This window comes from Sphingomonas sp. (genome assembly GCF_041661885.1).
Taxonomy (GTDB): Bacteria; Pseudomonadota; Alphaproteobacteria; order Sphingomonadales; family Sphingomonadaceae; genus Sphingomonas.
On sequence record NZ_JBAZTL010000001.1, the window covers coordinates 158,705 to 182,814 of the forward strand.

Consider the following 24,110-nt stretch of genomic DNA (forward strand, 5'->3'; position numbering starts at 1 on the left):
AGCCGCATCAGAAGCTTACGCGCCCGCCCAGCGACAATACGAGCGCGTGGGCATTGCGCAGCAGACCGTTGGTGAGGATCGGAGTCTGCACGGGCGTGCCGGCATAGGCCGCGGTTACGCGGTCGATCGTGGCGTCGTTGAACTGCACGTAATTGGCACCAGCGTCGATCGTGATGTGCCGGTTCAATTGATAGCTGCCACCCGCTGCATAGGTCCACCGGTTCGAATCGGGCACGCGGGCATCGCGCAGACCGTTCTGCGTCGGAGTGATCGTGCGCTGCAGCCCGGCGCGCAGCGTTGCCTTGGGGCTGAGAGCGTAATCGAAGCCACCGGCCACGCTGAAGCTGTCGCGATAATTTTCGGGCAGCGCGACGTTGAGCGGCGCGCCGAGCCGGATCGCGTCAAACTTGCCCCAGCTATAGACAGCGCCCTGGGCATTGAGCGTGAGCGCGTTGGTCACATGCAGACGCCCCGACGCGATGATTTGGCCCGGCGTGTTGAACTGCGCCTGCACGCCCGACAGCGAGGCGTTGGACCCGGCAAGCGGGCCGACCAGCCCGGCGACGGTCAAATTTCCGGTCAACGTATGCTTGATGCTGGATTTGTAGGTAATGCCGACGCTTACTGCGCTGTTGTGCAACTGCACGCCTGCGGTCCAGCCGAAATCCCAGCCGTGGCCCTTCAGCGTCTGGCTGCCATCGGGCAACGATGCCTGCACGTTGGGCAGCGCATTGCTGAGATAGGCATCGGTATATTCGACGTTGAGCGCGCCGCCGACGCTCAACCAATCGGTCACCACCACGCCGATTGACGGCTGGATGTCGATCGTGCGCAAGCGGGTCTTGTCGGCGCTGTAGCGTGTCCAGCTATTCGCATCGTAATCGGTGGTGAAGCTGAACGGAGAGGTCACCGCGACGCCGAGGGCGATGCGATCGTTGATCGGATAGGCGAAGGCACCGCTTGGGAGCACGCCGTTGCTGATCGGATCACGCGCGACGCCGTTGCCGCCAACGGGCACGAACGACTGGCCCGGGCGACGAATGAGCGTGCCATTGTCGATCACGTCGCCCTTGGGCAGGATCGCGGTCGCGCTGATCGCTGCGCTCCGGTCGGTGATGCCGGCAATCGCCGCCGGGTTCCACCACAAAAAGGCGGCACCGCGATCGGCGGCTTCCCCGGAAAAGGCGCGGCCGGTGCCGATCGCCGATTGGGCTTCCAGATAAAACGCATCGGCATGGGCCGTGCCCTGGAACCCGAAAGCGGAGACGAGCGCGGTCGCGCCCAGCAGCGGGGCCTTGATACGAAACGACATTGAAAATTCCTGAGTATCGGGGGGTAAAGAAAGGCCGCAGCGTTAGCGCACGCGTGTCCAGGTTTGGGTCTTGCATAGCGGGAAGAAGACGCAGCCGCGCAGTTTCAACTGGTCGGTGCCGACGGGGGTGATCTTGCCGCTATAGGTTTTGCCGTCTTCGGCGTTGTAGACTTGCCCATCGCTCCATACGCCGCCTGCTTCGGGCTTGAAGCCGCTCAACATCAACAGGCCCTGGAGCGGGCGCGAACGCAGCTTTTCGTTGGCGTTCCTGGTGTCCTTCAGCGCGGGATTGGTGCGGATCGCATCGGAGGTGAGGATCTTGCCGCAGAGCGATTCGCCGCACCGGCTGATCTCGACGATGGCGTTGTGAGTCTCGGTCTTCCAGCGTCCGACGACGGTATCGGTCGCTATGGGAGCCCCGGCCAGCAGCGCGCCGATCATCAACAACGACATGGTATCTCACTCTCCTACACCCGCAACCAGGCGGGAAATGGGCACCCAACGCCGCATTCTTACGGTCGTGCGCATCGCTCAGGAGGTGTGGCCTGAAGATTATTCCGGTTCGGTAACATTTACGTAAACGGAAAGCGAGCAGCGCTGTGTTCAATAGAAGCGCAGACGATCAAGTCAAGTATCGTTGCGCTAGATCGGCAGAAAAACGCTCAAATCGAGTGAGATAGCGGGCGTTATGGTCGAACGCCGTAGCGGAAAGCGCTCAAACGAAACTGTACGGATCGACATCGACGACCACGCGCACCTTGCTCGGCCACTCCAGCGCGCCGAGCCAGTCGCGGATGATGTCCTGCACGTCGAGCGCGCGCTTGGCATGGACGAGCAAGCGGAAGCGGTGGCGACCGCGCAGCATTGCCAGCGGGGCGGGGGCGGGGCCGTACACCTCCATCGCCTCATGCTGCGGCGCGCTGCGGCCGATCAGCCGCGCGGTTTCTAGCGCCGCCTTCTGGTCCTCGCTCGACACGATGATGCCGGCGAAGCGGCCAAAGGGCGGCGCGCCCGCTTCGCGGCGATGCGCGGTCTCGGCAGCATAAAAGGCCTCGGCATCGCCTGAGACGAGCGCCTGCATCACGCTGGCGCCGGGGCTGTGCGTCTGGATATAGACATGGCCGGGCTTGGCCCCGCGCCCGGCGCGCCCGGCGACCTGGCAGATTTGCTGGAAGGTGCGTTCGGACGCGCGCAGATCGCCGCCATCGAGCCCGAGATCCGCATCGATCACGCCGACCAGCGTCAGATTGGGGAAGTGATAGCCCTTGGTGACGAGCTGCGTGCCGACGATGATGTCGATGTCGTGCGCCTCCATCCGCGCGACGAATTCGGCGGCCTTGGCGGGCGACCAGATCGTGTCGGAGGTGATGACGGCGGTGCACGCGTCGGGGAACAGCGCCTTCACCTCATCGGCAATGCGCTCCACGCCGGGGCCGACGGGGACGAGGCTGTCCTCGCTCTGGCATTCGGGGCAGACCTTCGGGACGGGCTCGACATGCCCGCAATGGTGGCAGGCGAGGCGGTGGACGAGGCGATGCTCGACCATCCAGGCGGTGCAATTGGGGCATTGAAAGCGGTGGCCGCAGGTGCGGCACAAGGTCAGCGGGGCATAACCGCGCCGGTTGAGGAACAGCAAAGATTGTTCGTGCCGCGCCAACGTTTCACGCATCGCCATCACCAGCCGGGGGGCGATCCAGTGGCCGCGCTCGGGCGGCTCGGCGATCAGGTCGATCGCTTCGATCGCGGGCATTTCGGCGGCACCCCAACGACCGGGCAGTTTCACCTCGGCATAACGACCGAGCGCAACTTGCTGGCGCGTTTCGATTGCGGGGGTGGCGGACGCCAGGATTACCGGGATGTGTTCGAATTTCGCCCGCATGACTGCGACATCGCGGGCGTGATAATGCACGCCTTCTTCCTGCTTGAAGCTCGTTTCATGCGCTTCGTCGATCACGATCAGGCCGAGATTGGCATAAGGTAGGAACAGCGAGGAGCGTGCGCCGACGGTGACCAGCGCTTGCCCGCTGGAAATCGCGCGCCACGCGCGGCGGCGTTGGGACTGGCGCAGGCCCGAATGCCACGCGACGGGCTTCACCCCGAAGCGCGCGGCAAAGCGCGTCAGGAAGGGTTCGGTCAGTGCGATTTCGGGGAGCAAGACGAGCGTCTGGCGCCCCTCGCGGATCGCGGCGGCAACCGCCTCGAAATAAACCTCGGTCTTGCCCGAACCGGTGACGCCATCGAGCAGGGTCGGCGCGAAAGCGCGCGCGGTGACCCCCGCCACCAATGTGGCGGCGGCGGCGCGCTGGTCGGGTGACAAAGCGGGTGCGGCGAAATCGGGATCGGGGGCGGGGAAGGGGCTGTCGATATCGACCTCGACCGCTTCCAGCGCGCCGACCTTGGCGAGCCCGCGAATGACCGCGTCGGAGACATTGCCGATCGCCGCCAGTTCGCGGATTAGGCCCTGGTGGTTGCCGATCTGCTCGAGCGCCTGTTCACGCTGTGGGGTCATGCGGTCGGGCACCAGCCCGGTCGCGCGATATTCGGTGACGGTCTTCGCGCCCTCCAGCGCCGAACTGGAGGCGAGCGCCATCCGCGCCACGGCGGCGGGGGGCGCGAGATAATAATCGGCGGTCCATTCGATCAGCCGGCGCAAAGGCGCGGCCAGCGGCGCGGCGGGCAACACGCCGATGAGGTTGCGCAAGCGATTGTCGCCGACCTCGGCATCGGACGGCATCCGCTCGGGCTCCCACACCACGCCGATCAACTGGCGCGGGCCGAGCGGGGCGATCACGATCGAGCCGGGCTCGACCTGCATCCCGTGCGGCACGCGGTAATCGAGCGGGCCGAGCGCGGAATTCATGACGAGGACGCGGGCGCGGGACATGGGGAGCATATGGCGGGTTGCGGGCGTGCGGCAAAGGGGCAGCGGTTAAGCGGAGGCGTTCCTTCCCGTGTCGCGCTTCCCCGGCGAAGGCCGGGGCACAGTCGTGACGTAGGTGATGGAGAGCGCTACGCCAGAACATCCTGGTCCTTTCGACTGGGCCTCGGCCTTCGCCGGGGAAGGGTATAGGGGAGGACTGTTCGGCGATTCTCTTGTTCCACCCGATGCGCTACACCGCAGCGATGAGCGAACTCCCCGGCCTTTATGCCGCCCATCTCGCGCGTGACCGGCGGCGCTCGACGCACACCGTGCGCGCGTATGAAGCGACAGCGGTGCGGCTGTGCGGCTTCCTGCAGGCGCATTGGGGGGCGGCGGTGGAGCGCGACATGCTGGCCAAGGTGAGCGCGGCCGATCTGCGCGCCTTCCTCGCCGCGCGTCGGGGCGAAGGCGGCATCGGCAATGCCTCGGCGGCGCGCGAATTGTCGGCGGTGCGCGGGTTCCTGGCGTTCGCGGTGGGCGAGGGGATAACGCCGCGCCTTAAAGGGCCGCGCGTGAAAAAGGGGGTGCCGCGCCCGGTGTCGCCCGACGAGGCAGTCGCTCTGGCCGAGGATGTTGCCGATGACGCCGCCGAACCGTGGATCGGCGCGCGCGATCTGGCGGTGCTGCTGCTGCTGTATGGCGCGGGGCTGCGCGTGGCGGAGGCGTTGGGGCTGACGGGGGCGATCCTGCCGCTGGGCGCGACGCTGAGCGTGACGGGCAAGCGCGACAAGACGCGGATCGTGCCGCTGTTGCCGCAAGTGCGCGCCGCGATCGAATCCTATGTCGCGCTCAGCCCTTATGGCACCGCGCGCGAGGCGCCGCTGTTTCGGGGCGCGAAGGGCGGGCCGCTATCGCCGCGCCTTGTCCGGCTGGCGGTGCAGCGCGCGCGGGTGCGGTTGGGATTGCCCGATCGCACCACGCCGCACGCGCTGCGCCACAGCTTCGCGACGCATTTGCTCGGGCGCGGCGCGGATTTGCGCGCGCTTCAGGAATTGCTCGGCCATGCCAGCCTCAGTTCCACGCAAATCTATACGCAAGTCGATGCAGCGCATTTGCTCGACGTGTACCGCAACGCGCATCCGCGTGCCTAGCAACGCGGCTGCCAGCGCAGCAGACGCCAGACGTAAAACACGCCGACCGCCCCGATCGTCACGATCGTCGCGGGGCCGATAAACGCATCCAGCTCGCGGAAGTTGGTGCCGAGATAATAGCCTGCACCCGCCAGGAAAGTGTCCCAGATCGCGGCGCCGCCCGCCGTCCAAATCACGAAGCGTCCGCGCGGCATCCGTGTCATGCCAGCGGGCAGCGATACCATCGTGCGGAAGGCCGGCATGAAGCGGAACACGAACACCACCCATTGCCCGTGCCGACCGAAGAAGCGTTCGAGTTGGAGCACATGCTCCCAATCGAGCGTCAGCCAGCGGCCATAGCGATCGACGAACGGGCGCAGCCGCTGATAGCCGAGGTGCCAGCCGATCCAGTACCAGAAATAATTGCCGACGACCGTCCCCGCCGTGCCTGCCACGATCAGCGGCACGATCTCCATTTGCCCGCGCGCGACCGCGATGCCGCCGAGCCCCATGATGACTTCGGACGGGATGGGCGGGAACACGTTCTCCAGCACCATGAGCAGGAAGATGCCGAAATAGCCGCCCCACGCGGTCAACGCGATGATGACATCGGTCATCGCGCGGTGTCGGCAACCTTGCGCTCGATCGCATCCCAGATCAGGCCGGCGACATCGGTGCCGTCGAAGCGCTCGATCGCAACGATGCCGGTGGGGGAGGTGACGTTGATCTCGGTCAGCCACTCGCCGCCGATCACATCGATGCCGACGAACAGCAGCCCGCGCCTTTTGAGTTCCGGCCCGAGCACCGCGCAAATTTCGCGCTCTTTCTCGGTCAGTTCGGTCTTCACCGCCGACCCGCCGACCGCGAGGTTGGAGCGGATCTCGCCTTCGCCAGGTAAGCGGTTGATCGCGCCCGCGACGTCTCCATCGACCAGCACGATGCGCTTGTCGCCCTTGGCGACGGCGGGGAGGAACGCCTGGATCATGTGCGGTTCACGCCACATGGTGTTGAACACCTCGATCAGCGCCGACAGATTGGCGCCATCCTGCCCGACCTTGAAGATCGCCTTGCCGCCATTGCCGTGCAGCGGCTTGATGACGATTTCGCCGTGCTGCGCGAGAAAGGCGCGGGCTTCGTCGAGGCTGCGCGTGACCAAGGTCGGCGGCATAAATTGCGGAAAATCGAGCACGAACACCTTTTCGGGCGCGTTGCGCACGCTGGCCGGATCATTCACCACCAGCGTCTTGTGCGCGATGCGTTCGAGCAGATGCGTCGCGGTGATATAGCCGAGGTCGAAGGGCGGGTCCTGCCGCATCAACACGACATCGGCCTCATCGCCCAGATCAAGGCTGACGGAATCGCCGAAGCTGTAATGATGGCCGATGACGCGCTGCACGGTGACCGGATCGGCCTTGGTCCACACCCGGCCATCGGCATAATTCAGGTCTTCGGCATTGTAGTGGAACAGTTTGTGGCCGCGCTGTTGCGCGGTGAGCATCAGCGCGAAGGTCGAATCGCCGGCAATGTTGATCGCGGCGATCGGGTCCATCTGGACGGCAACGGTGAGCGACATGAGATTCTCCGTCTCGATACCCGATCGCTGGCGACCGGTTTGGATGCGAGCGTCCTCTAGGGGCGTGCGTCGCCAAAGTCACCCGATCCACGCATTCTCGATATGGCGCGGGCGCGTGCCGGGTGCGATCAGGATGACATCGACGCGAATGTCGTCGCCCGGATCGGCATAAGTCGGCATCAGATATTCCGCCGCCGCCGCGACGCGGGCGAGGCGGCGTTCGTCGATCGCGAAATCGAGTTCGGCGGCGGTGGCACGCAGCTTGACCTCGACAAAGGCGACGAGCGTGCCCTTCTTGGCAATCAGATCCACCTCTCCGGCGGGCGTTCGCACGCGCCGCGCGAGGATGCGCCAGCCTTTGAGGCGGAGCCACCACCCGGCGAGGCGCTCGCCGCGGCGACCGGATGCTTCGGCGCGGCGGCGTTTTCCGTTCCCCTCCCGCTTGCGGGAGGGGCTAGGGGAGGGGCTGGCACGATGCGGCACGCTAGGAAATATGCCCTCCCCCAGCCCCTCCCGCAAGCGGGAGGGGAGTTTTACGCCTTCAACTCCAGCGCCCTTGCGTAGAGCGCCTTGCGGTCGAGCCCGAGTTTCTTGGCGACCTCGCTCGCCGCCTGGCCGGTGGAGAGCCGCGTCAGTGCCTCGGTCAGTGCCGCATCGGCGGCGTCGGCGCTGGCTGCTTCGGGGGCACCGGGCGGGGCGACCACCACCACGATCTCGCCCTTGGGCGGGGCGTCGGCGTAGCGTGCGGCGAGCTGCGACAGCGTGCCCGTCACCGCTTCCTCGAAATGCTTGGTAATTTCACGCGTCACCGCCGCCTCGCGGTCACCCAAAGCTTGGGCGAGCGCTGCCAGCGTTGCGCCGAGACGGGGGCCGGATTCGTACAGCACCAAGGTCGCACGGATCGCGGCAACTTCGGCGATCGCGGCGGCGCGTGCTTGGGCCTTGGAGGGCAGGAAACCGAGGAACAGGAAGCGGTCGGTCGGCAACCCCGCCAGCGTCAGCGCCGCCACCGCCGCGCAGGGGCCAGGGATGGTCCACACCGTATGCCCCGCCGCGCGCGCATCGCGCACAAGCTTGTAGCCGGGGTCGGAGATGAGCGGCGTGCCCGCGTCGGACACCAACGCCACCGCTTCCATCCCCATGCGGGCGATCAGGCCAGGGCGGACGTCTTCGGCATTATGGTCGTGATAGGGAACCATTGGCCGCCTTACACCGATATGGTGTAGGAGTTTGGCCGTCACGCGGCTGTCTTCGACCGCAATTACGGCGGCATGCGTCAGGATGTGCGCCGCCCGCGGCGAAAGATCGCCGAGATTGCCGATCGGGGTGGCAACGATGTAGAGGCCGGGCGAGAGATCAGGGGTCATCAGGAGCGGTCATGGCAGAGCGGGATACGAAAGGGCAACGGCCCATCGGCTTTAAACGGCTTTTGCAGATCGCGGGCATTGCGGGGGCGGTTGCGCTGGCCGGGTGTCAGACGGTCGTGCCGCGCGGGCCCGCGCCGGTTAAACACCCCCCCGTCGTTCGCCCGGTGCAGCCGCAACAGCCTGTGGTCGAACAGGGCATTCCCACTGATACGCAACGCCACCGCGTCGCGTTGCTGGTGCCGCTCAGTGGTCCCAATGCCGGGGTCGGCCAAAGTCTCGCCAACGCCACGCAGATGGCGCTGCTCGATTCGAAGAACGAGCGTATCCGGATCACCAGTTACGACACCGCCACCGGCGCCGCGCTGGCCGCGCAAAAGGCGCTGGCGGATGGCAATCAGTTGATTCTGGGGCCGTTGCTGGCGGACGACGTGCGGGCGGTTACCCCGATTGCGCACCGTGCGGGGGTGCCCGTGGTCAGCTTTTCCAACGACGCGACCGCCGCCGGGAACGGTGCCTATCTGATGGGCTATGTGCCCGCCCAGTCGATTGGCCGGGTGGTCGATTATGCGCGCGAACAGGGCGTCACCACCTTCGGTGGGCTGGTGCCCAACGGCACCTATGGGCAGCGGGCGTCGACCGCCTTTCTGCGCGCGGTCGAATCGGCAGGCGGGCAGGTTGCGTCCTTGCAGACCTATGATCGTGTCCCCGGATCGATCACCAGCGCGATCCTCCGTATGAGCAAGAGTGCGCCCTATCAGGCGATCCTGATCGCCGATGGCGGCAATTCGGCTTCGGCGGCGGTGCCGGTGCTGCGCAAGAACGGCATGGGCGGTGCGCGCGTGCTTGGCACTGAATTGTGGAATTCGGAAAGCGCAATCGCCAGCAAGGCCGGGCTGGAGGGCGCATGGTTCGCCAGCGTCTCGGACGGTCTGTATCGCCAATATGCGGCGCGTTACCGCGCGCGCTTCGGTGCCGCACCCTTCCGCCTGTCGAGCCTTGGCTATGATTCGGTGTTGCTGACGATCCGCATCATGCGCGATTGGCCGATGGGCACGGCCTTCCCGGAGGATCGCCTGAAGGATCGCGGCGGTTTTGCGGGCATCGATGGCGCGTTCCGTTTCGGGCGCGACAATGTCGCCGAGCGCGCGCTGGAAGTGCAGGAAATTCGCGGCGGCACCACGGTGACGATCTCGCCTGCTCCCAGCGGTTTCGAGCGGTAATGGCGCCAACGATGTGGATTTCGCTGCGCGGGTGAAACAATCGGGGGAGCATCGGGTTGTAAGGGCGTGATCGCTTCCGAAACCGCCGCTCCCGCCAAACGCGCACCGCGCTGGCGCAAAATCCTGCTGGGAACGGTGTTCACCATCCTCGGTGTGGCGGCGTCGCTGCTGTTGGCGCTGGGTGCGTTTCCGGTCGGGATGATGCGCGGTCTGGTCGAAAGCCGCCTGTCGGCGGCTTGGGGCAGCCCGGTCCGGGTCGGCGCGGTAACGCGGGACAGCGTTTTTTCCTACGCACCCGTCATCTCGGTGCGCGACGTCCACATCGCGCAGCCCGATTGGGTTGGGCCGGGCGATTTCGTGCGGCTGTCTTCGGCCAGCGTGCGCGTGCCGGTGTTCGCATTGCTGTTCGGCCATTTCCAGCCCGATCGCGTGACGATCGACGGCGGGCGGATCGCATTGGTACGCGATGCCAGCGGGCGCGCCAATTGGAAGCGCGAGGGTGAGCAAGGCGACGGGCACGGCGACCGCCCGACCTTGTCCGATCTCACCATCACCAACACGCAAGTGGTGGTGCGTGATGCCAGGCGCGATCTGGTCGTGGCGGGCCCGCTGTCGGTCGATGCCAGGAACGGATTGCGCCTGTCCGCGACGGGCACCCTCCTTGGTACACCGGTGCGGATCGAGGCGACGGGCGGGCGGATTACCGGGATCGACCCCACCGCGCCCTATCCGTTCAGCGCGACGCTGGCATCGCCCGCATTGCACATGGCCGCCAAGGGCGACATGGCGGGCGTGCTCGACACGCGCCACTTTAGCGCGGCCATCACCGCGCAGGCCCCAACGCTCAAAAACCTCGATCGCGTGATCGAAGCTGGGTTGTTCGGCACGCAGCCGATCGATTTGACCGGCGCGATTCGCCATGACGGGCGTGACTGGTACATCGATCGTATCGGCGGGCGCGTCGGGCGCTCGCGCTTTGCCGGATTGGCGACGGTCCACAAGATCGATGGCCGCACCAAGATCGACGCGAGGATACGGGCACCCCAATTCGATTTCGACGATCTGGCCGATGCGCGCGGCCATGCCGCCTCGGCGGCGCGATCGGCAAAGATCGGCCCGCGCGTCATTCCGCCGACGCGGATCAACCTCAGCAAGCTCGGCAAGACCGATGGCACGATTGCCTTCCGCGTCGATCGCATCCTGGCCGGCAAGGGCACGGTGTTCCGGACATTGTCGGGCAGGCTGACGCTCGACCACCGCGTCCTCACCGTCAGCAACGTGGTGGCGACGCTCGCCACCGGACGCATGGCGGGTACACTGCGGGTGGACCATCGCAGCGGACGGCCCAAGCTCTCGGTCGACCTTCGCCTTGCCGGGCTGACGCTCGATTCGTTGATCGGCAAGCCCGACATGGTGTCGGGGCGCGTGCAGGGGCGCATCGTGTTGAGTGGGCAGGGCGATACGGTGCGCGAGGCGCTGGCGCGCGCCAATGGCAAAGCGGCGATGGTCGCGACCGGGGGCGAAGTGCGCCGCATGGTGGCAGACGTGCTCGGCCAGAATTTGAGCGGCGCGGTGCTTCACGCGATCGGCTCGCCCAGCCGGATGGTGCCGCTGCGCTGCCTCGTCGCCGATTTCCGCGCGACCAACGGCGTGCTGGTGCCCCGACCGCTCGGCATCGACACGGGAACCTCGGTCGGGCGCGGGGCAGGCCGGATCGTGCTGGATGGCGAACGCATCGCGCTGACGCTCGCCGGAACCAGCAAGAGCCACGCGCTCCTGAAGATTGCTGACCCGATCCAGATTGGCGGCACGCTCAGCAAGCCGAGCGTTTCGGTGGCGGGCCTGGGGACGACCGACAAACCCAGCAGCGGTGGCTTGCTCAAGGTGCTTGGGCGCTCGCTCCGGCGCGCATTCGGCCTGGCCAGGACGCCGCCTGCCGTCGTGATCCCGCCGCCTGCGCAATTCGATTGCGAATCGGCGGTGGCAGCGGCGTTGCGGTGAGCGCATAGAAAAAGGGCCCGGCGATTGCTCGCCGGGCCCTTGGTCGTTCGCTTGCGCGGGCGATTAGGCCTGCTGCAGGTTCACGGCGCTCATCTTGCCGCGCTTGTCCTGCTCCAGCTCGTACTGGACGCGCTGATCCTTATCGAGCGTGCCCATGCCGGCGCGCTCAACCGCCGTGATGTGCACGAACGCGTCTTCGCCGCCGCCTTCCGGCGCGATGAAGCCATAGCCCTTGTCTGCGTTGAAGAATTTTACGGTGCCGATGGTCATAATGGTCGTCCTTCTTGTCGTGCGGTGGCGCGAAAGCCGCGCCATCCGGTGCCTAGATCAGCAGTGAAAGAAGGAAGATGGGGCCGCAAAGCACCAGAGACCGTCGATTTGCGACTGTAGCAAGCGCGGGCCTAGGCGCATTTACGGGGAATAGCAAATGGTGGGTGGGTGGCGCCGGAAAAGGGCGCGCATGAAAAAGGGCCGGGGTTTTCCCCCGGCCCTCCATTCCGTAGCAAATCGCGGAGGCTTACGCCGCCGAAACCTCGGCCACGTCAACTTTGATGCCGACGCCCATCGTGGAGCTAACCGCGACCTTGCGGACATACTTGCCCTTCGCGCCCGACGGCTTGGCCTTGACCACGGCGTCAACCAGCGCGTCGAAGTTCGCGCGCAGGTCTTCTGCCGGGAACGACGCCTTGCCGATCCCTGAGTGGATGATACCGGCCTTTTCGACGCGATATTCGATCTGGCCGCCCTTGGCTGCCTTGACCGCTTCGGCAACGTTCATGGTGACGGTGCCGAGTTTCGGGTTCGGCATCAGGCCCTTTGGACCAAGCACCTTACCGAGGCGACCGACGATGCCCATCATGTCCGGGGTCGCGATGCAGCGATCGAAATCGATCGTGCCACCCTGGATGGTTTCCATCAGGTCTTCCGCACCGACCACGTCCGCACCAGCGGCGCGGGCTTCATCGGCCTTCGCACCCTTGGCGAACACGCCGACGCGTACGGTCTTGCCAGTGCCCTTGGGCAGCGTGACGACGCCGCGGACCATCTGGTCGGCGTGACGCGGATCGACGCCGAGGTTCAGCGCGACTTCGATCGTCTCGTCGAACTTCGAGGTTGCACCGGCCTTGGCGAGCGCAATCGCTTCGTCCACGCCGTGCAGCTTCTGACGATCGATGGTGACGGCTTTTTGCTTCTTGCTGACAAATGCCATGATCTTAGCCCTCCACCACTTCGAGGCCCATCGCGCGGGCAGAACCCTCGATGATGCGCGTTGCCGATTCGAGATCGTTGGCGTTGAGATCCTTCATCTTCGCGGTCGCGATGTCGGCGAGCTGCGAACGCTTGATCTTTCCGGCGGACACCTTGCCCGGCTCCTTCGAGCCCGACTTTAGATTGGCGGCCTTCTTGATGAGATACGATGCCGGCGGCGTCTTCGTTTCGAACGAGAACGAACGGTCGGCATAAACGGTGATGACGGTGGGGAGCGGCGTGCCGACTTCCTGGTCACCGGTCGAGGCGTTGAACGCCTTGCAGAATTCCATGATGTTGACGCCGCGCTGACCCAGCGCCGGGCCGATCGGCGGCGACGGGTTGGCCTTGCCGGCCGGCACCTGCAGCTTGATATAGCCTGTAATCTTTTTTGCCATGTGTCACTCTCTTTCAAGTTTAGCGGTCCTGGCGGGCACCGAGGCGCCCTCCCGCACTTCCAACAGCAATGTGTAGGAAGCTGGCGCGCATAGCCGAAAGCAGGCGGCGGTGCAAATGCTGTTGCGAGAGGCCGCTCACCCCGCCCGGTTTTGGGGGCGGGGTGGTCGAACGAGGTCAGAAGTCGGTGTGCAGCCGAACGCCGATCGTTTGCGGTGTCGTCGGCACGATATAGGGCCGTTGACCGCAACTGCCGCATTCCTGGAAGCGCGACAATTGCCCGCGCGTGTCGAACGCATTCTGGATAAACAGTTCGATGCTGTAGCGCGGGAACTGCACACCCGCCGCAAAATCGGCGGTGGTGAAGGCCGACAGACGTCCGAGCTGCGCCGCCGGGTTGATGATGATGCCACCCGGTGCATAGGTCGCCGATCGAATATCGGACGCAGCCGAACCCTGATAGGACACCACCGCCTGGCCATATGCCTTGGCCGTCCCGACCGGCACGGTGTAGCGCGCTGATCCGCTTGCCTTGAACTTGGGGGTGATCGGCAGCCGTGTCCCCGCCCTGGCCGAAAGCAAATTGCCGGCCCCTGCGCAGGTAAAGGTGGGGTCATCCACCAGACACAGATTCTTGCGCGTCTTGGCGTCGGTATAGGAGCCCGATGCACTCAGCGCGAGCGCGCCGAGCGTAAGGTTGCTGATGATTTCTGCGCCGCGGATACGTGCATTGGGCCCGTTGTGGATTTCGGTGAAGCTGTTGGCGCCGAGGAAGGAGAATTGGAACTTGTCCCAATCCTGCTGATAGATCGCACCGTTCAGCCGCAATTTGCCGCCGAGCAACGTGGTCTTGGCGCCAAGTTCGTAGTTGGTCAGGAAATCGGCGGCATAGGGTGCCACGTCGGCGCGCCGGTTGATGCCGCCGGGGCGGAAGCCACGCGAAACCGTGCCGTAAAGCAGCACGCCGCTAACGGGTTTCCAGCTCAGGTTGAAGCGATAGGTCACGCCCTGTCCAGACGCCTGAACGGGCACCACACCCTCTCCGGCGCGATAAATGCCGAGATTGGTGCACGGGCCACCGGCAACCGCCGCCGGGAGCAACGTGGTCAATCCCCCCGCCGCAACCGCGTCGCGCAGTCGCGTGCCGTTGGTGGTGAAGCATCCGGCAACGCCGGTGCGCGAACTGCCTGCTGCATTGTACGGCGTCGTGCTATAGCCATTGGCCGGATCGCGACCGAAGCCGAAAAAGCCGATCAGCGAATTGTCGTAGATGAAGGCGCGCCCGCCGACGGTCGCGGTCAGGCGCGGTGTGATGTCATAGCTTGCCTCGCCGAACACCGCGTAATCCTTGTCAACGCGGTGTTGCTGGGTGAGCCACAGGGTGCCGGGGTGACCATTGACCGAGAGCGTGTCGGCAAGCCCTGGCACTTGATAATCCTGATGGATGTCGTTGCTCTGGCGCTGGTAGAAGCCACCGGCGACAAGGCGGAACCGCTCGTTCGACGGGCTCGAGACGCGGAATTCCTGGCTCGTCTTCTTGAAATGGTCGCTGCCGATGACGCGTTGGCGTGAATCGATCGTTCTGCCGGCATTGTCCTTGAAGTAGAAATACCCCGCAATGCCGCCGACCGAGGCATAAAGATTGTCATAGGCTTCGGCGTAATCGGTATAATCGCTCGACGAGAAATCCTTGCGGTCGAGATACGCCCCGGCATAGGTCACGTCCCAATTGCCGATCTTGCCTGCAATCGTCAGCCCCGCCTGGATGAAGCGGTCCCGGCGATATTCGGGGTAGAAATGCTGTACCTGCAAGTCGCCGACCCTGGGGTCGAAGCCATAGGCGCCGTGGCTGCGCGTATCCTGGTACATCACGGTCGGCGTGACCGTCCAATTGCTGTCGAGATCGATCTTCAACGCGGCGCGGCCACCCGCGATTTCGGTGTCGTTATAATCTTTTTTGACGAAGGCGGCGTTGTTGGCGGTGATGCCATCCTTCACGCAATTACCCGACGCATCGAAATTGGAGCCGCCGCAGAAGCGCCGTGTGCCCGGCACATTGTCGATATAGCCCGCGTTGCGCTGGTAAAAGCCGACGACGCGCAGGGCGACCGAGGGCGACAGCGGGATGTTGACCAACCCCTCGGCCTTGCCGCCAAAGCCACCTTTGCTGACCTTGTTGCCCTCAATATCGGCGCGGCCGTAGAAATGCGACAGGTCGGGCTGGTTGGTGATGATGCGGATCGTGCCCGCTTCGGACGAAGCACCGTAGAGCGTGCCTTGTGGCCCCGACAGGCTCTCGATTCGCGCAATGTCGTAAATATGGACGTCAAGATTGCCGCCAATCGTGGTGACGGGCTGCTCATCGAGATAGACGCCGACCGAGGGGAGCGAGCCTGAATGGTTGCCGTCACCCCCCGAGGCGACGCCGCGCATGTAGATGACGTTGGTGCCGGGGGTCCCGCCGAGTGCCTGGAACGAGACCGAGGGCAATTGCTGCGCATATTGCGAGAAGTTCGAAATGTTGAGTTCGTCGAGCTTCTTGGTGGTCAACGCTTGGACGCTGATCGGCACATTCTGCAACGTTTCGGAGCGCTTCGTGGCGGTGACGATGATGTCGCCGCCATCGGTCGGTGCGGTGGCGGGTGTGGGTTCGGGCGGCGCGCTTTGCGCGAATGCCGGTGCCCCGAAAGCCGCCGACGACAACAAGGCGAGGATTGCGGCACGATACCCGAACGACGACATCAGATTCCCCCTGTATTGTTTCAACAAGGTGTTCGCGACCGCAGCATCCGTCAAGCGGACTACCACAGGTACGTAACAATCTTACGCAGGCGTTGCGAAATTACAACGTTGTGACAGGTGCCACGGGATAGCTCTCCAGCACATCGCCCAAAGCCTGCTTCAGCGGACTTAGCCACGGTTCGAACGGTTTCCACGCCTCGGTGCCCTCGCGGAAGATCGGTTGGCGGACCTGCTCCGAACTGGCGGTGCGCACCGCCCGCGCGGTTTGGTGGAAGGCGAGGCACGCGGGCTCGAACGGCAGGCCGCAGGCGGCGAGCAACGCACGCACGGTCGCCTCGGTATCCTCGACCATGTCCTCATACAGCACGCGGTGGACCCGACCGGGCAGCACGGTGTCGATATGGCCCATCAGCCGGACATAATCGCGATAATAGCGGCCCATATCATCGAGCGCGTAGCTGAAGCCCTGGCCGCGCGCGAAATGCTGTTTGAAGTTGGAGAAGCAGCAGCCGAGCGGATGCCGCCGCGCATCGATAATCCGCGCGCCGGGCAGGATCAGGTGGATGAAGGGGACATGCGCCCAATTGTTCGGCAGCTTGTCGATGAAGAACGGGCGGTCGGTGCGGCGCTGGATGCGGGTGCGTTGGAGATACTCCTCGCCCATGTCGCGCAGGCGCTCGGCAGACCAGGTCGCCAGCCCTTCGGGATAGGCGGCATCCCGCCGGGCGAGCGCGGGGATATCGGGCAGTTCGCTCGTGCCCTCGACCTGGCTGTGGCTGGAGAGGATCTGTTCGATCAGCGTCGAGCCTGCGCGCGGCATCCCGAGAATGAAGATCGGGTCGGGCGCGGCGAAACCTTGTCCGGCGCGTGTCGCGAAAAATTCCCGCGTGAACAGCGCAATGCTGCGATCGACAAAGACCTCGATCTCATCGGCGCTGTAGCTGATATGCTTGCGGCGTAGTGTGTTGCCTGCCGCATAATGCGCGAAGGCGCGCTCGGCTTGGCGGCGGTCTTCGAACGCCTTGCCCAGCGCGAAATCGAGATGGAAGCGGTCTTCGTCCGATATGCCCGGTTGCTCCAGCGCAGCCTGCATCGCGGCAATGTCGTCCTCGGTGAAGGTCACCGTCTTCAAATTGGCGAGGCTCCACCACGCTTCGCCCAGCGTTGGCAACAGCGTGATCGCGCGGCGATAGGCGGCGACGCCATCGGCCTGGCGCCCGACGGTCTTGAGCATATGGCCATAGCTCATCCACACGCGCGGTTGCTCGGGCGCATCGGCCAGCACGCGCTCGTACAGCGCGATCGCTTCGTCGAACTGGCCAATCCGCCCGAAGGCGGCGGCCTGGAGATTGGCGTGGCCGGGATTGTCGGGATCTTCGGTGGCGACCACGTTGAGTTCCGCAATCGCCTCGGCGGGGCGGTTGAGGCGGTACAGCACCAGCGCGAGATTGGCGCGCGCGGCGGTGAAAGCGGGGGACAGCTCGACCGCGCGGCGCAGCAGCGTTTCGGCATCGCGGTAGCGCCCGATCCGCCCGGCGAGTTCGGCCAACATGCGGATCGCCGCGACATCGAACGGATCGTCCTTCAGATGCGCCTTGAGCAAGGGCTCGGCCTCGCCCAGGCGATTGTCGTGCAGCGCGAGTGCCGCCGCAATCAGGCGCGGGGGATAGCGACCGCTCGCCGCCATCCAGTCCATATCCGTCGCGCTTGCCGTCTGTGTCATGGGACGGTGGTAGCGCAGAGTGGCCGAAAAGGAACTATGGCGTTGGCGCGCGTGGCGTGCTGCATTCGCGGGCGGGGTCGGGCTGATCCCGGGAGACGTGCATGGAGTCGGCACCGCGCCCCTTTGGCTTCTGGACCGCGACCGCCTTGGTGATGGGCGGGATGATTGGATCGGGCATCTTCGTGCTGCCCGCGCAACTGGCACCCTATGGCTGGACGAGCATCGCCGCCTGGATCGTGGGGGTAGGGGGTGCCTTGCTGATCGCCTGGGTGCTCGCGCGTCTGACCGCGGCAATGCCCGAGGCGACCGGCGTGGTTGCGATCTGCGGCGCGGGGCTGGGGCCGTTGCCGGGCGTGCTGGTCGGCTGGAGCTATTGGGTCAGCGTATGGTCGGCCAATGCAGTGATCGCGCTGACTGCTGTCCGCTATCTCGCGCAATTTGCGCCCATGCTCGGCGCGACCTCGCTGGCGCAGGCACTGTCGGCGACGGTGCTGTTGTGGGTGTTGACCTTGCTCAATCTCGGCGGCGCACGGCTGGCGGGGGCGTTTCAGGTGGCGACGACCTTGCTCAAACTGCTGCCGCTCGCCGCGATCGTGCTGATCTTAGCGGGCGTCGCGCTGAGCGGCGGCGGCGCGTTCCATGCCGAGGCGCATCCACCCTTTGTCTGGTCGCAATTGACCCCGGCGCTCACCTTGGCCTTCTTTGCGATCGTCGGGTTCGAGGCGGCGAGCGTCGCCGCAGAGCGTGTGCGCGATCCGGCGCGCAATGTCGTGCGCGCGACGCTGTTCGGGTTGGGGCTGACGGGGCTGCTGTATATCGTGGTGTGCAGCGGCATCATCTTCGCGCTGCCTACTGTCGAGGTTGCCACTGCGCAAGCGCCGTTCGCGTTGTTTGTCGAACGCTTCTGGGGGCATCAGGCGGGGCTCGCCACCGCTGCCTTTGCCGCGATCGCGGCGATCGGTGCGCTTAATGGCTGGACGCTGCTGCAAGGCGAGGTGCCGCTCGGGATGGCGCGCGCCGGGCTGCTGCCGCGCTGGGTCGGGCGCACCAGCGCGCGCGACGTGCCGATCCCGATGCTGGTGCTGGCGACCGGATTGGCGAGCGTGCTGGTGCTGTCCAATGCGACGCGCTCGCTCGGCGGCTTGCTCGATTTCATGCTGCGGCTGACGGCGGCGGCATCGATCTGGCTGTATATCGGTGCGTGCCTGACCGCCTTGGTCAAGCGTATCGCTCCGGTTGCGGCGGTGGCGGGGCTGGTGTTCGCGCTCTGGGCGATGTGGGGGGCTGGGTTGGAGGCGGCGGGATCGAGCGTGGGGCTGATGCTGACGGCGTTGCCGCTGTTTTGGTTGCGGTTTGGCGCGCGCGGGGCGGTCGCCGCGCTTTAAACCTAAACGCTTCCCCGGCGAAGGCCGGGGCCCAGTCGCGCAGGTGGCAGCAAGGGAGCGCAGCGCGATGATCCGCCGTTTCACAACTGGACCCCGGCCTTCGCCGGGGAAGCGTTTTGCAGAGGGCGGCGGCCGCCTACCCGAACAGCCGCCCCACCAAGCTCCGATCCCGTAAAATCTCGTGCGCCGCATTATGCCCCGGCGCGCCGGTCACGCCGCCGCCGGGATGCGTGCCCGATCCGCACATGTACAACCCTTTGATCGGCCCGCGATAATCGCCGTGGCCGAGCACCGGGCGCGCCGCCCATAATTGGTCGAGCCCCATCGTCCCGTGGAAGATGTCGCCGCCGATCAGCCCGAACTTGCGTTCGAGGTCGAGCGGGGAGTGGATTTGCCGCGCGATTACCGAGGCTTTGAAATTGGGCGCATGGTCGGTGACGGTGTCGATGATGAGATCGGCCACCTCCTCGCGGTGCGCGTCCCAATCGACCTTGGGGTCGAATTGCTGGCAGAACAGGCTGGCGATGTGCATCCCCGGCGGGGCGAGGCTGTCGTCGACCGTAGTCGGCAGTTTCATCTCGACGATCGGCTTTTTCGACCAGCCGTGCTGCTGCGCGTCGATGAACGCCTGGTCCATATAGTCCATGCCCGGCGCGATGATGATGCCGGCGGTGTGGTGCTCGGCCTTGTCCTTGCCGGGGAAGACGGTGAAGTCAGGCAATTCGGACAGAGCGACGTTCATGCGGAAGGTGCCGCTGCCGGTTTTGAACCCATCGATCCGGCGCTTGAAATCGGCGGGCAGATCGGCGGAGTCGATCATCTGGCGATAGAGCAAGGCCGGGCCGACATTCGCGGCGACGGTTGTGGCGGCGATTTCCTCGCCCGATTCGAGCCGCACACCTGCGACCTTGCCGCCTTCGGTCAGCAGCTTGGCGACGGGGGCTTCCAGGCTGATCTCGACCCCGGCATCCTCGCACGCGCGCGCCATCGCCTGGGTGATCGCGCCCATGCCGCCGACCGAATGGCCCCAGGCACCATATTTACCGTTCACTTCGCCAAAGACGTGGTGGAGCAGGACATAGGCGCTGCCCGGCGTCGATACCCCCGCATAATTGCCGACCACGGCATCGAAGGCGAAGGCCGATTTGACGTGATCGTCCTCAAACCAGCCATCGAGGAAATCGCGCGCGGACTTGGTGAACACGTCGAGCAGATCGCGCTGCGCCTCGATCTCCATCTTGGCGATCGGCCAGCCTTGCGTCGCGCCCGAGAGCAAGGCGCGAAGGCCGCCGCCGACATTGGGCGGGGTTTTCAGCGCCAGATCGCGCAGCACCTGCGCGACCTTTTCCAGCGCGGCGTCATAAGCGGGATAGGCGTCGGCATCGTGTCTGCTGAAGCGCGCGAACTGTTGTTGGGTGCGGGCGGTGCCGCCGCCTAGGGTGAGATAGGTGTCGGGGAAGGGGAAGAAATTGCTGATCGTGCGTTCGATGATGCGAAAGCCGCGATCGTGCAGCTTCATGTCGGCGATTACCTTGGGGCGCAGCAGGCTGACGGTGTAGCTGGCGGTCGAATTGCGGAAGCCGGGGTGGAATTCCTCGGTCACCGCCGCGCCGCCGACGACATGGCGGCGTTCGAGCACGCGCACCTTCAGCCCCGCGCGCGCAAGGTAAAAGGCGCAGACCAGGCCGTTATGGCCGCCGCCGATGATAAGCGCGTCGTAGCGTTTCGTCATAGATCCTCCCCGGCACGGGGAGGGGGACCGCGCAGCGAAGCTGCGGGGTGGAGGGGGACCTCCACCGGACGCAGCGCGCGTTGCTCGCCCCCTCCACCATTCGCTATATGCTCATGGTCCCCCTCCCCGTGCCGGGGAGGATCGAATGCTGTTTGCGTCACCTGCTCCATCCCGCCGCAGGCGCGTGGTGCAGCCTTGCCTCGGGAATCCGCTCGCGAATCTTCCGTGCAAAGCTGCGCAGGCACACCTCGCTCGCGCCGATCGGCCCGGCGGTGTAGCTGTGCGACGCCATGCCCTGCTGGACGCGCTCGATCAGCCAGGTGTCCTCGGCATTGACGACGCGGTTGATGCGCCAATTGGCGTAGCGCACCAGCTTCATTTCCCGCCGGTCATCGGGCAGCGCGAACGCCATTTCGCGCAGCACGCACGTCGTCGGCGAGGTCGGCAGCCACTGCATGAAGTCGATCTGATCGGCGTAGATGTCGAACGCCATGTTGGGCCACAGCTTGAAATAGAGCCACAGCCGCTGGTTTGCCTCGGACAAATGCGGGACGTGTGGCAGATGCCTCTGATAGAAGCGCTCCCACGGGTTATCGGACGGGCGATCGACGAGGCGACCCGACATCTTGTCGACCCACGGCGTGGCCTCGATCGCATAGCTCTTGCCGAACAGGCTGGTGAGGCCGTCATGCGCCACCGGGATGTGGAGATTGTCCGAATAATTGTCGCCGACATTTTTCCAATTGACCGCACGGTCGCGCAGCCGGACCGGGCTGAGCGTCTGCATCTCCTCGAAGCGATAGGGGGCGACCTGCGCATCATAAGGGGCCATCATTTCGGCGACCGACGGGCCGTCGCCCTCCAGCCGGACGAACACGAAGCCGCGCCAGATTTCCAGATCGACGCGAGCGAGGCCATTTTCGGCCAGGTCGAGCGCCGGGTAATCGCGCCGCATCGGCACGCCGGTCAGCCGCCCGTCGGTTTCATAGGCCCAGGCGTGATACGGGCAGACGAGCTTCTTCGCGCAGCCGCGTGGCCCCTCGACCAGCCGCATCGCACGGTGGCGGCAAACGTTGGTGAAGGCGCGGATCTCATCATCGTCGCCGCGCACCGCGATGATGCTCTCGCCCAGATAATCGAGCGTGTGGAACGCGCCGGGTTCGGCCAGATCATTCTGGTGGCAGACGATTTGCCACGACGGGCGAATCACCCGCGCCAGCTCGACCTCATGATATTCGGGGTCGGTGTAAAGCCAGCCGGGCAAGCTCCAGTCGGCGTCGGGATCGTGCTCCACTTGCGCGACGGTGAGGGGCATGGGTGGCTCCGGTTGCTTGTTGTACGATCGTATAATAAGAATCGGTGGACCGCAACCGGGCTCCAGGAATGAGCAAGCCTGCCTTCTCCCGCGCCGAACCCGATGCGCGACGCCAGTCGTTGATCGAGGCGACCGCGCGCGTGCTGGCGCGCGACGGCGCGACGGGCGCGTCGGTGCGCGCGATTGCGCTGGAGGCGGGGGTGTCGCCGGGCTTGATCGGGCATCATTTCGCCGGAATCGATGATCTTGTCGGCGAAACCTATGCGTCAGTCGGACAGCAGGTGCATGTGGCGTTGATGGCGGCGGTCGCGGCGGCCGGAGATAATCCCCGCGCGCGCGTGACGGCCTATGTCACGGCCAGCTTCGCTCCGCCGATTGCCGATCGCCGCCTGTTCGCGACGTGGATCGCGTTCTGGAGCCTCTCGGCGAAACCGACCATCGCCGCGCGGCACGATGCGCTGTACCAGGCGTATCGCGACGATCTTGAAGCGTTGCTGGCCGCCTGCGGCCTGCCCGCCGCTGAGCGTCGGCTGGCCGCAATCGCGATCACCGCATTGGTCGATGGGCTGTGGCTCGAACTGTGCCTGTCGCCGGGCACTTTCACGCCCGGCGAGGCGCGGAGCCTCGCCGAGCGCCAGCTTGAAAGTTATTTCGACAGGTCGGCAAAGAGCAGCCGGTAATAGCGGATTCCGGGTTCGATCGTGGCGATGGGGGTACGCTCGTTCAACCCGTGGCTGAATTCGTCCGACGGTTTGATGAAAGTCGGGCTCGCGCCATAGCTTGGCACGTGGTGATAGCGGAACCACATGCTGTCGCTCGCCCCCGAAGCCATCGCCGGGAAGACCGGCACACCGGGATAGACCGTGCCCATCGCGTGATTGATCGCTGTGACCAAATCGGGGCGTATCGGGGATGCGTCATTGGCGACCGATCCTTCGGTAACGTCGCTCAACACCACCGCCGGATCGTCGATCGCCCGGCCCAGTTCGGCCATGATGTCGGCGGGCTTGTGCCCGGGGAAGATGCGGCAGTTGATATTGGCGGTCGCGCGCTGTGGCAGAGCATTTTCGGCATGACCTCCGCTGACCAGTGTCGGCACGCAGGTCGTGCCGATCTTGCCGACGGTCGAGGGGTTGGCGGTCAAGGTGGCGATGGCGGTCTTGTCGGTTGGATCGGCGACAAACGCTTTCAACGCGGCACCAATGGCGGGTTCCTCGAACGGCGCAGCCTTGGCCAGCGCTTCGCGCGTCAGCGGACTCAATTCGGGCTTGAAGTGATAGGCCCCGACCTTTTCGAGCGCCTTGGACAGTTGCACGATCGCGTTGACCGGGCGCGGCATCGACGAATGGCCGCCGGGGTTGGTGACGGTCAACTTGAAATCGGCATAGGTTTTTTCGGCGCCGTTCCACGTCCAGTATTTGGGCTTGCCGGTCGCCTCGTCGAGCACGCCGCCGCCGCCATCGAGATTGAGCACGAGGTTGGCCGATGTCAGCCGCTCGGCGATCATCGCCGAGGTTTTCATCGCGGTTTCCTCGTCGCCCGAAAATTCGATGATGATCGTCCGCTTGGGTTTGTAGCCGGTGCGGCGCAGGTCGCCGAGCGCGGCGATGGCGATGGTGCCGTCGAGTTTCATGTCGGTGGCGCCGCGCCCGTAGAGATAGCCATTCTCGACCACGGGGGTGAAGGGATCGCGCTGCCAGTCGGCGGGTTTGGCTTCGACCACGTCCATATGGCCCGAAATTACGAGCGGCTTGAGCGACGGATCGCTGCCGGGCCAGGTGGCAATGAGATAGGCCGTGTCGTCGACGGGTACGATTTCGACATCCTTGTCGGCAAAGCCGCCCGCGACGAGCCCGGCTTTGTACAGTGCGGCAACCTGTGGCGTCTGATTGCCCGGACCATGTACCGAACGCAGTGCGATCGCCTTTTTCGCCAAATCGAGCGCAATGTCTGCCGCGGCAGTAGCGGTTGCGGTGGGGGCGGGCTGCGCGAGCGCCGCGCTACCGAGAATAGTGCCGATCAACAGGACAACGGAACAGCGGCGCATCAATTTTCCCCGTTTGGTAAAAAGGGATAGCCTAAAGCGCGAAGAGGGGGGCGGCAATC

At 65.3% G+C, this 24,110-nt stretch carries 20 protein-coding genes; 5 read left to right on the forward strand and 15 right to left on the reverse strand.

The annotated features are described in order from the left end of the window. Positions 1-7 precede the first annotated feature (7 nt). The 3 genes from WC704_RS00785 to WC704_RS00795 all read right to left on the reverse strand — a co-directional run bounded on the left by WC704_RS00785 (position 8) and on the right by WC704_RS00795 (position 4,196). Positions 8-1,312, reverse strand: a complete 1,305-nt coding sequence (locus tag WC704_RS00785; protein WP_372888096.1) for an OmpP1/FadL family transporter — start codon at positions 1,310-1,312, stop codon at positions 8-10. 42 nt (positions 1,313-1,354) lie between these two features. After that, positions 1,355-1,765, reverse strand: a complete 411-nt coding sequence (locus tag WC704_RS00790; RefSeq protein ID WP_372888097.1) for a DUF2147 domain-containing protein — start codon at positions 1,763-1,765, stop codon at positions 1,355-1,357. Between the two features lie 262 nt (positions 1,766-2,027). Next, a complete protein-coding gene (locus WC704_RS00795) occupies positions 2,028-4,196 on the reverse strand; it encodes a primosomal protein N' (RefSeq protein WP_372888098.1) in 2,169 nt (722 codons plus the stop codon). Between the two features lie 221 nt (positions 4,197-4,417). Between WC704_RS00795 and WC704_RS00800 the strand changes: the two genes are divergently transcribed. Then, positions 4,418-5,323 (forward strand): tyrosine recombinase XerC, encoded by a 906-nt coding sequence (locus WC704_RS00800; protein WP_372888697.1) that lies wholly within the window; start codon positions 4,418-4,420, stop codon positions 5,321-5,323. On the opposite strand, the gene WC704_RS00805 is transcribed toward WC704_RS00800, so the two are convergent. The 4 genes from WC704_RS00805 to rsmI form a co-directional block, all read right to left on the reverse strand. Beyond that, the gene (locus tag WC704_RS00805; protein WP_372888099.1) at positions 5,320-5,919 is read right to left on the reverse strand and encodes a DedA family protein; all 600 of its coding nucleotides are present in this window, start codon (positions 5,917-5,919) and stop codon (positions 5,320-5,322) included. The genes WC704_RS00800 and WC704_RS00805 overlap by 4 nt on opposite strands. Further along, on the reverse strand, positions 5,916-6,875 hold the full coding sequence (gene gshB, locus WC704_RS00810; protein WP_372888100.1) for a glutathione synthase: 960 nt from the start codon (positions 6,873-6,875) through the stop codon (positions 5,916-5,918). Before gshB ends, WC704_RS00805 begins: the two co-directional genes overlap by 4 nt. A 78-nt stretch (positions 6,876-6,953) precedes the next feature. Beyond that, entirely contained in the window at positions 6,954-7,358 is a 405-nt protein-coding gene (locus WC704_RS00815) for a YraN family protein (RefSeq protein ID WP_372888101.1), read from the reverse strand. Between the two features lie 50 nt (positions 7,359-7,408). Beyond that, entirely contained in the window at positions 7,409-8,242 is an 834-nt protein-coding gene (rsmI, locus tag WC704_RS00820; RefSeq protein WP_372888102.1) for a 16S rRNA (cytidine(1402)-2'-O)-methyltransferase, read from the reverse strand. Between the two features lie 11 nt (positions 8,243-8,253). On the opposite strand from rsmI, the gene WC704_RS00825 reads away from it, so the two are divergent. Further along, the gene (locus tag WC704_RS00825; protein ID WP_372888103.1) at positions 8,254-9,462 is read left to right on the forward strand and encodes a penicillin-binding protein activator; all 1,209 of its coding nucleotides are present in this window, start codon (positions 8,254-8,256) and stop codon (positions 9,460-9,462) included. Positions 9,463-9,528: 66 nt separating this feature from the next. Beyond that, a complete protein-coding gene (locus WC704_RS00830; RefSeq protein WP_372888104.1) occupies positions 9,529-11,463 on the forward strand; it encodes an AsmA family protein in 1,935 nt (644 codons plus the stop codon). Positions 11,464-11,526: 63 nt separating this feature from the next. Here WC704_RS00830 and WC704_RS00835 read toward each other — a convergent pair whose 3' ends face one another. The 5 genes from WC704_RS00835 to WC704_RS00855 all read right to left on the reverse strand — a co-directional run bounded on the left by WC704_RS00835 (position 11,527) and on the right by WC704_RS00855 (position 17,545). Further along, positions 11,527-11,733, reverse strand: a complete 207-nt coding sequence (locus WC704_RS00835; RefSeq protein WP_010404074.1) for a cold-shock protein — start codon at positions 11,731-11,733, stop codon at positions 11,527-11,529. A gap of 247 nt (positions 11,734-11,980) precedes the next feature. Next, positions 11,981-12,673 carry a 50S ribosomal protein L1 gene (gene rplA, locus WC704_RS00840; protein WP_372888105.1) on the reverse strand — a complete coding sequence of 231 codons (693 nt, stop codon included), beginning with the start codon at positions 12,671-12,673 and terminating at the stop codon, positions 11,981-11,983. Between the two features lie 4 nt (positions 12,674-12,677). After that, entirely contained in the window at positions 12,678-13,109 is a 432-nt protein-coding gene (gene rplK / locus WC704_RS00845; RefSeq protein WP_033966441.1) for a 50S ribosomal protein L11, read from the reverse strand. Positions 13,110-13,284: 175 nt separating this feature from the next. Then, complete coding sequence (locus tag WC704_RS00850) at positions 13,285-15,849, reverse strand: TonB-dependent receptor (RefSeq protein ID WP_372888106.1); 2,565 nt, start codon at positions 15,847-15,849, stop codon at positions 13,285-13,287. Positions 15,850-15,949: 100 nt separating this feature from the next. Next, positions 15,950-17,545: a sulfotransferase gene (locus WC704_RS00855; protein WP_372888698.1), complete on the reverse strand. Its 1,596-nt coding sequence runs from the start codon at positions 17,543-17,545 to the stop codon at positions 15,950-15,952. 128 nt (positions 17,546-17,673) lie between these two features. Here WC704_RS00855 and WC704_RS00860 point away from each other — a divergent pair, with 128 nt between their 5' ends. Further along, a complete protein-coding gene (locus WC704_RS00860) occupies positions 17,674-18,957 on the forward strand; it encodes an APC family permease (protein ID WP_372888107.1) in 1,284 nt (427 codons plus the stop codon). Positions 18,958-19,093: 136 nt separating this feature from the next. On the opposite strand, the gene WC704_RS00865 is transcribed toward WC704_RS00860, so the two are convergent. Further along, positions 19,094-20,689, reverse strand: a complete 1,596-nt coding sequence (locus WC704_RS00865; protein WP_372888108.1) for a phytoene desaturase family protein — start codon at positions 20,687-20,689, stop codon at positions 19,094-19,096. Positions 20,690-20,846: 157 nt separating this feature from the next. Continuing rightward, positions 20,847-22,004, reverse strand: a complete 1,158-nt coding sequence (locus WC704_RS00870; RefSeq protein WP_372888109.1) for an aromatic ring-hydroxylating dioxygenase subunit alpha — start codon at positions 22,002-22,004, stop codon at positions 20,847-20,849. Between the two features lie 68 nt (positions 22,005-22,072). Here WC704_RS00870 and WC704_RS00875 point away from each other — a divergent pair, with 68 nt between their 5' ends. Beyond that, a complete protein-coding gene (locus tag WC704_RS00875; RefSeq protein WP_372888110.1) occupies positions 22,073-22,684 on the forward strand; it encodes a TetR family transcriptional regulator C-terminal domain-containing protein in 612 nt (203 codons plus the stop codon). On the opposite strand, the gene WC704_RS00880 is transcribed toward WC704_RS00875, so the two are convergent. Continuing rightward, complete coding sequence (locus WC704_RS00880) at positions 22,651-24,051, reverse strand: M20/M25/M40 family metallo-hydrolase (RefSeq protein ID WP_372888111.1); 1,401 nt, start codon at positions 24,049-24,051, stop codon at positions 22,651-22,653. The two genes, WC704_RS00875 and WC704_RS00880, sit on opposite strands and share 34 nt — an antisense overlap. Between the last annotated feature and the right edge of the window lie 59 nt (positions 24,052-24,110).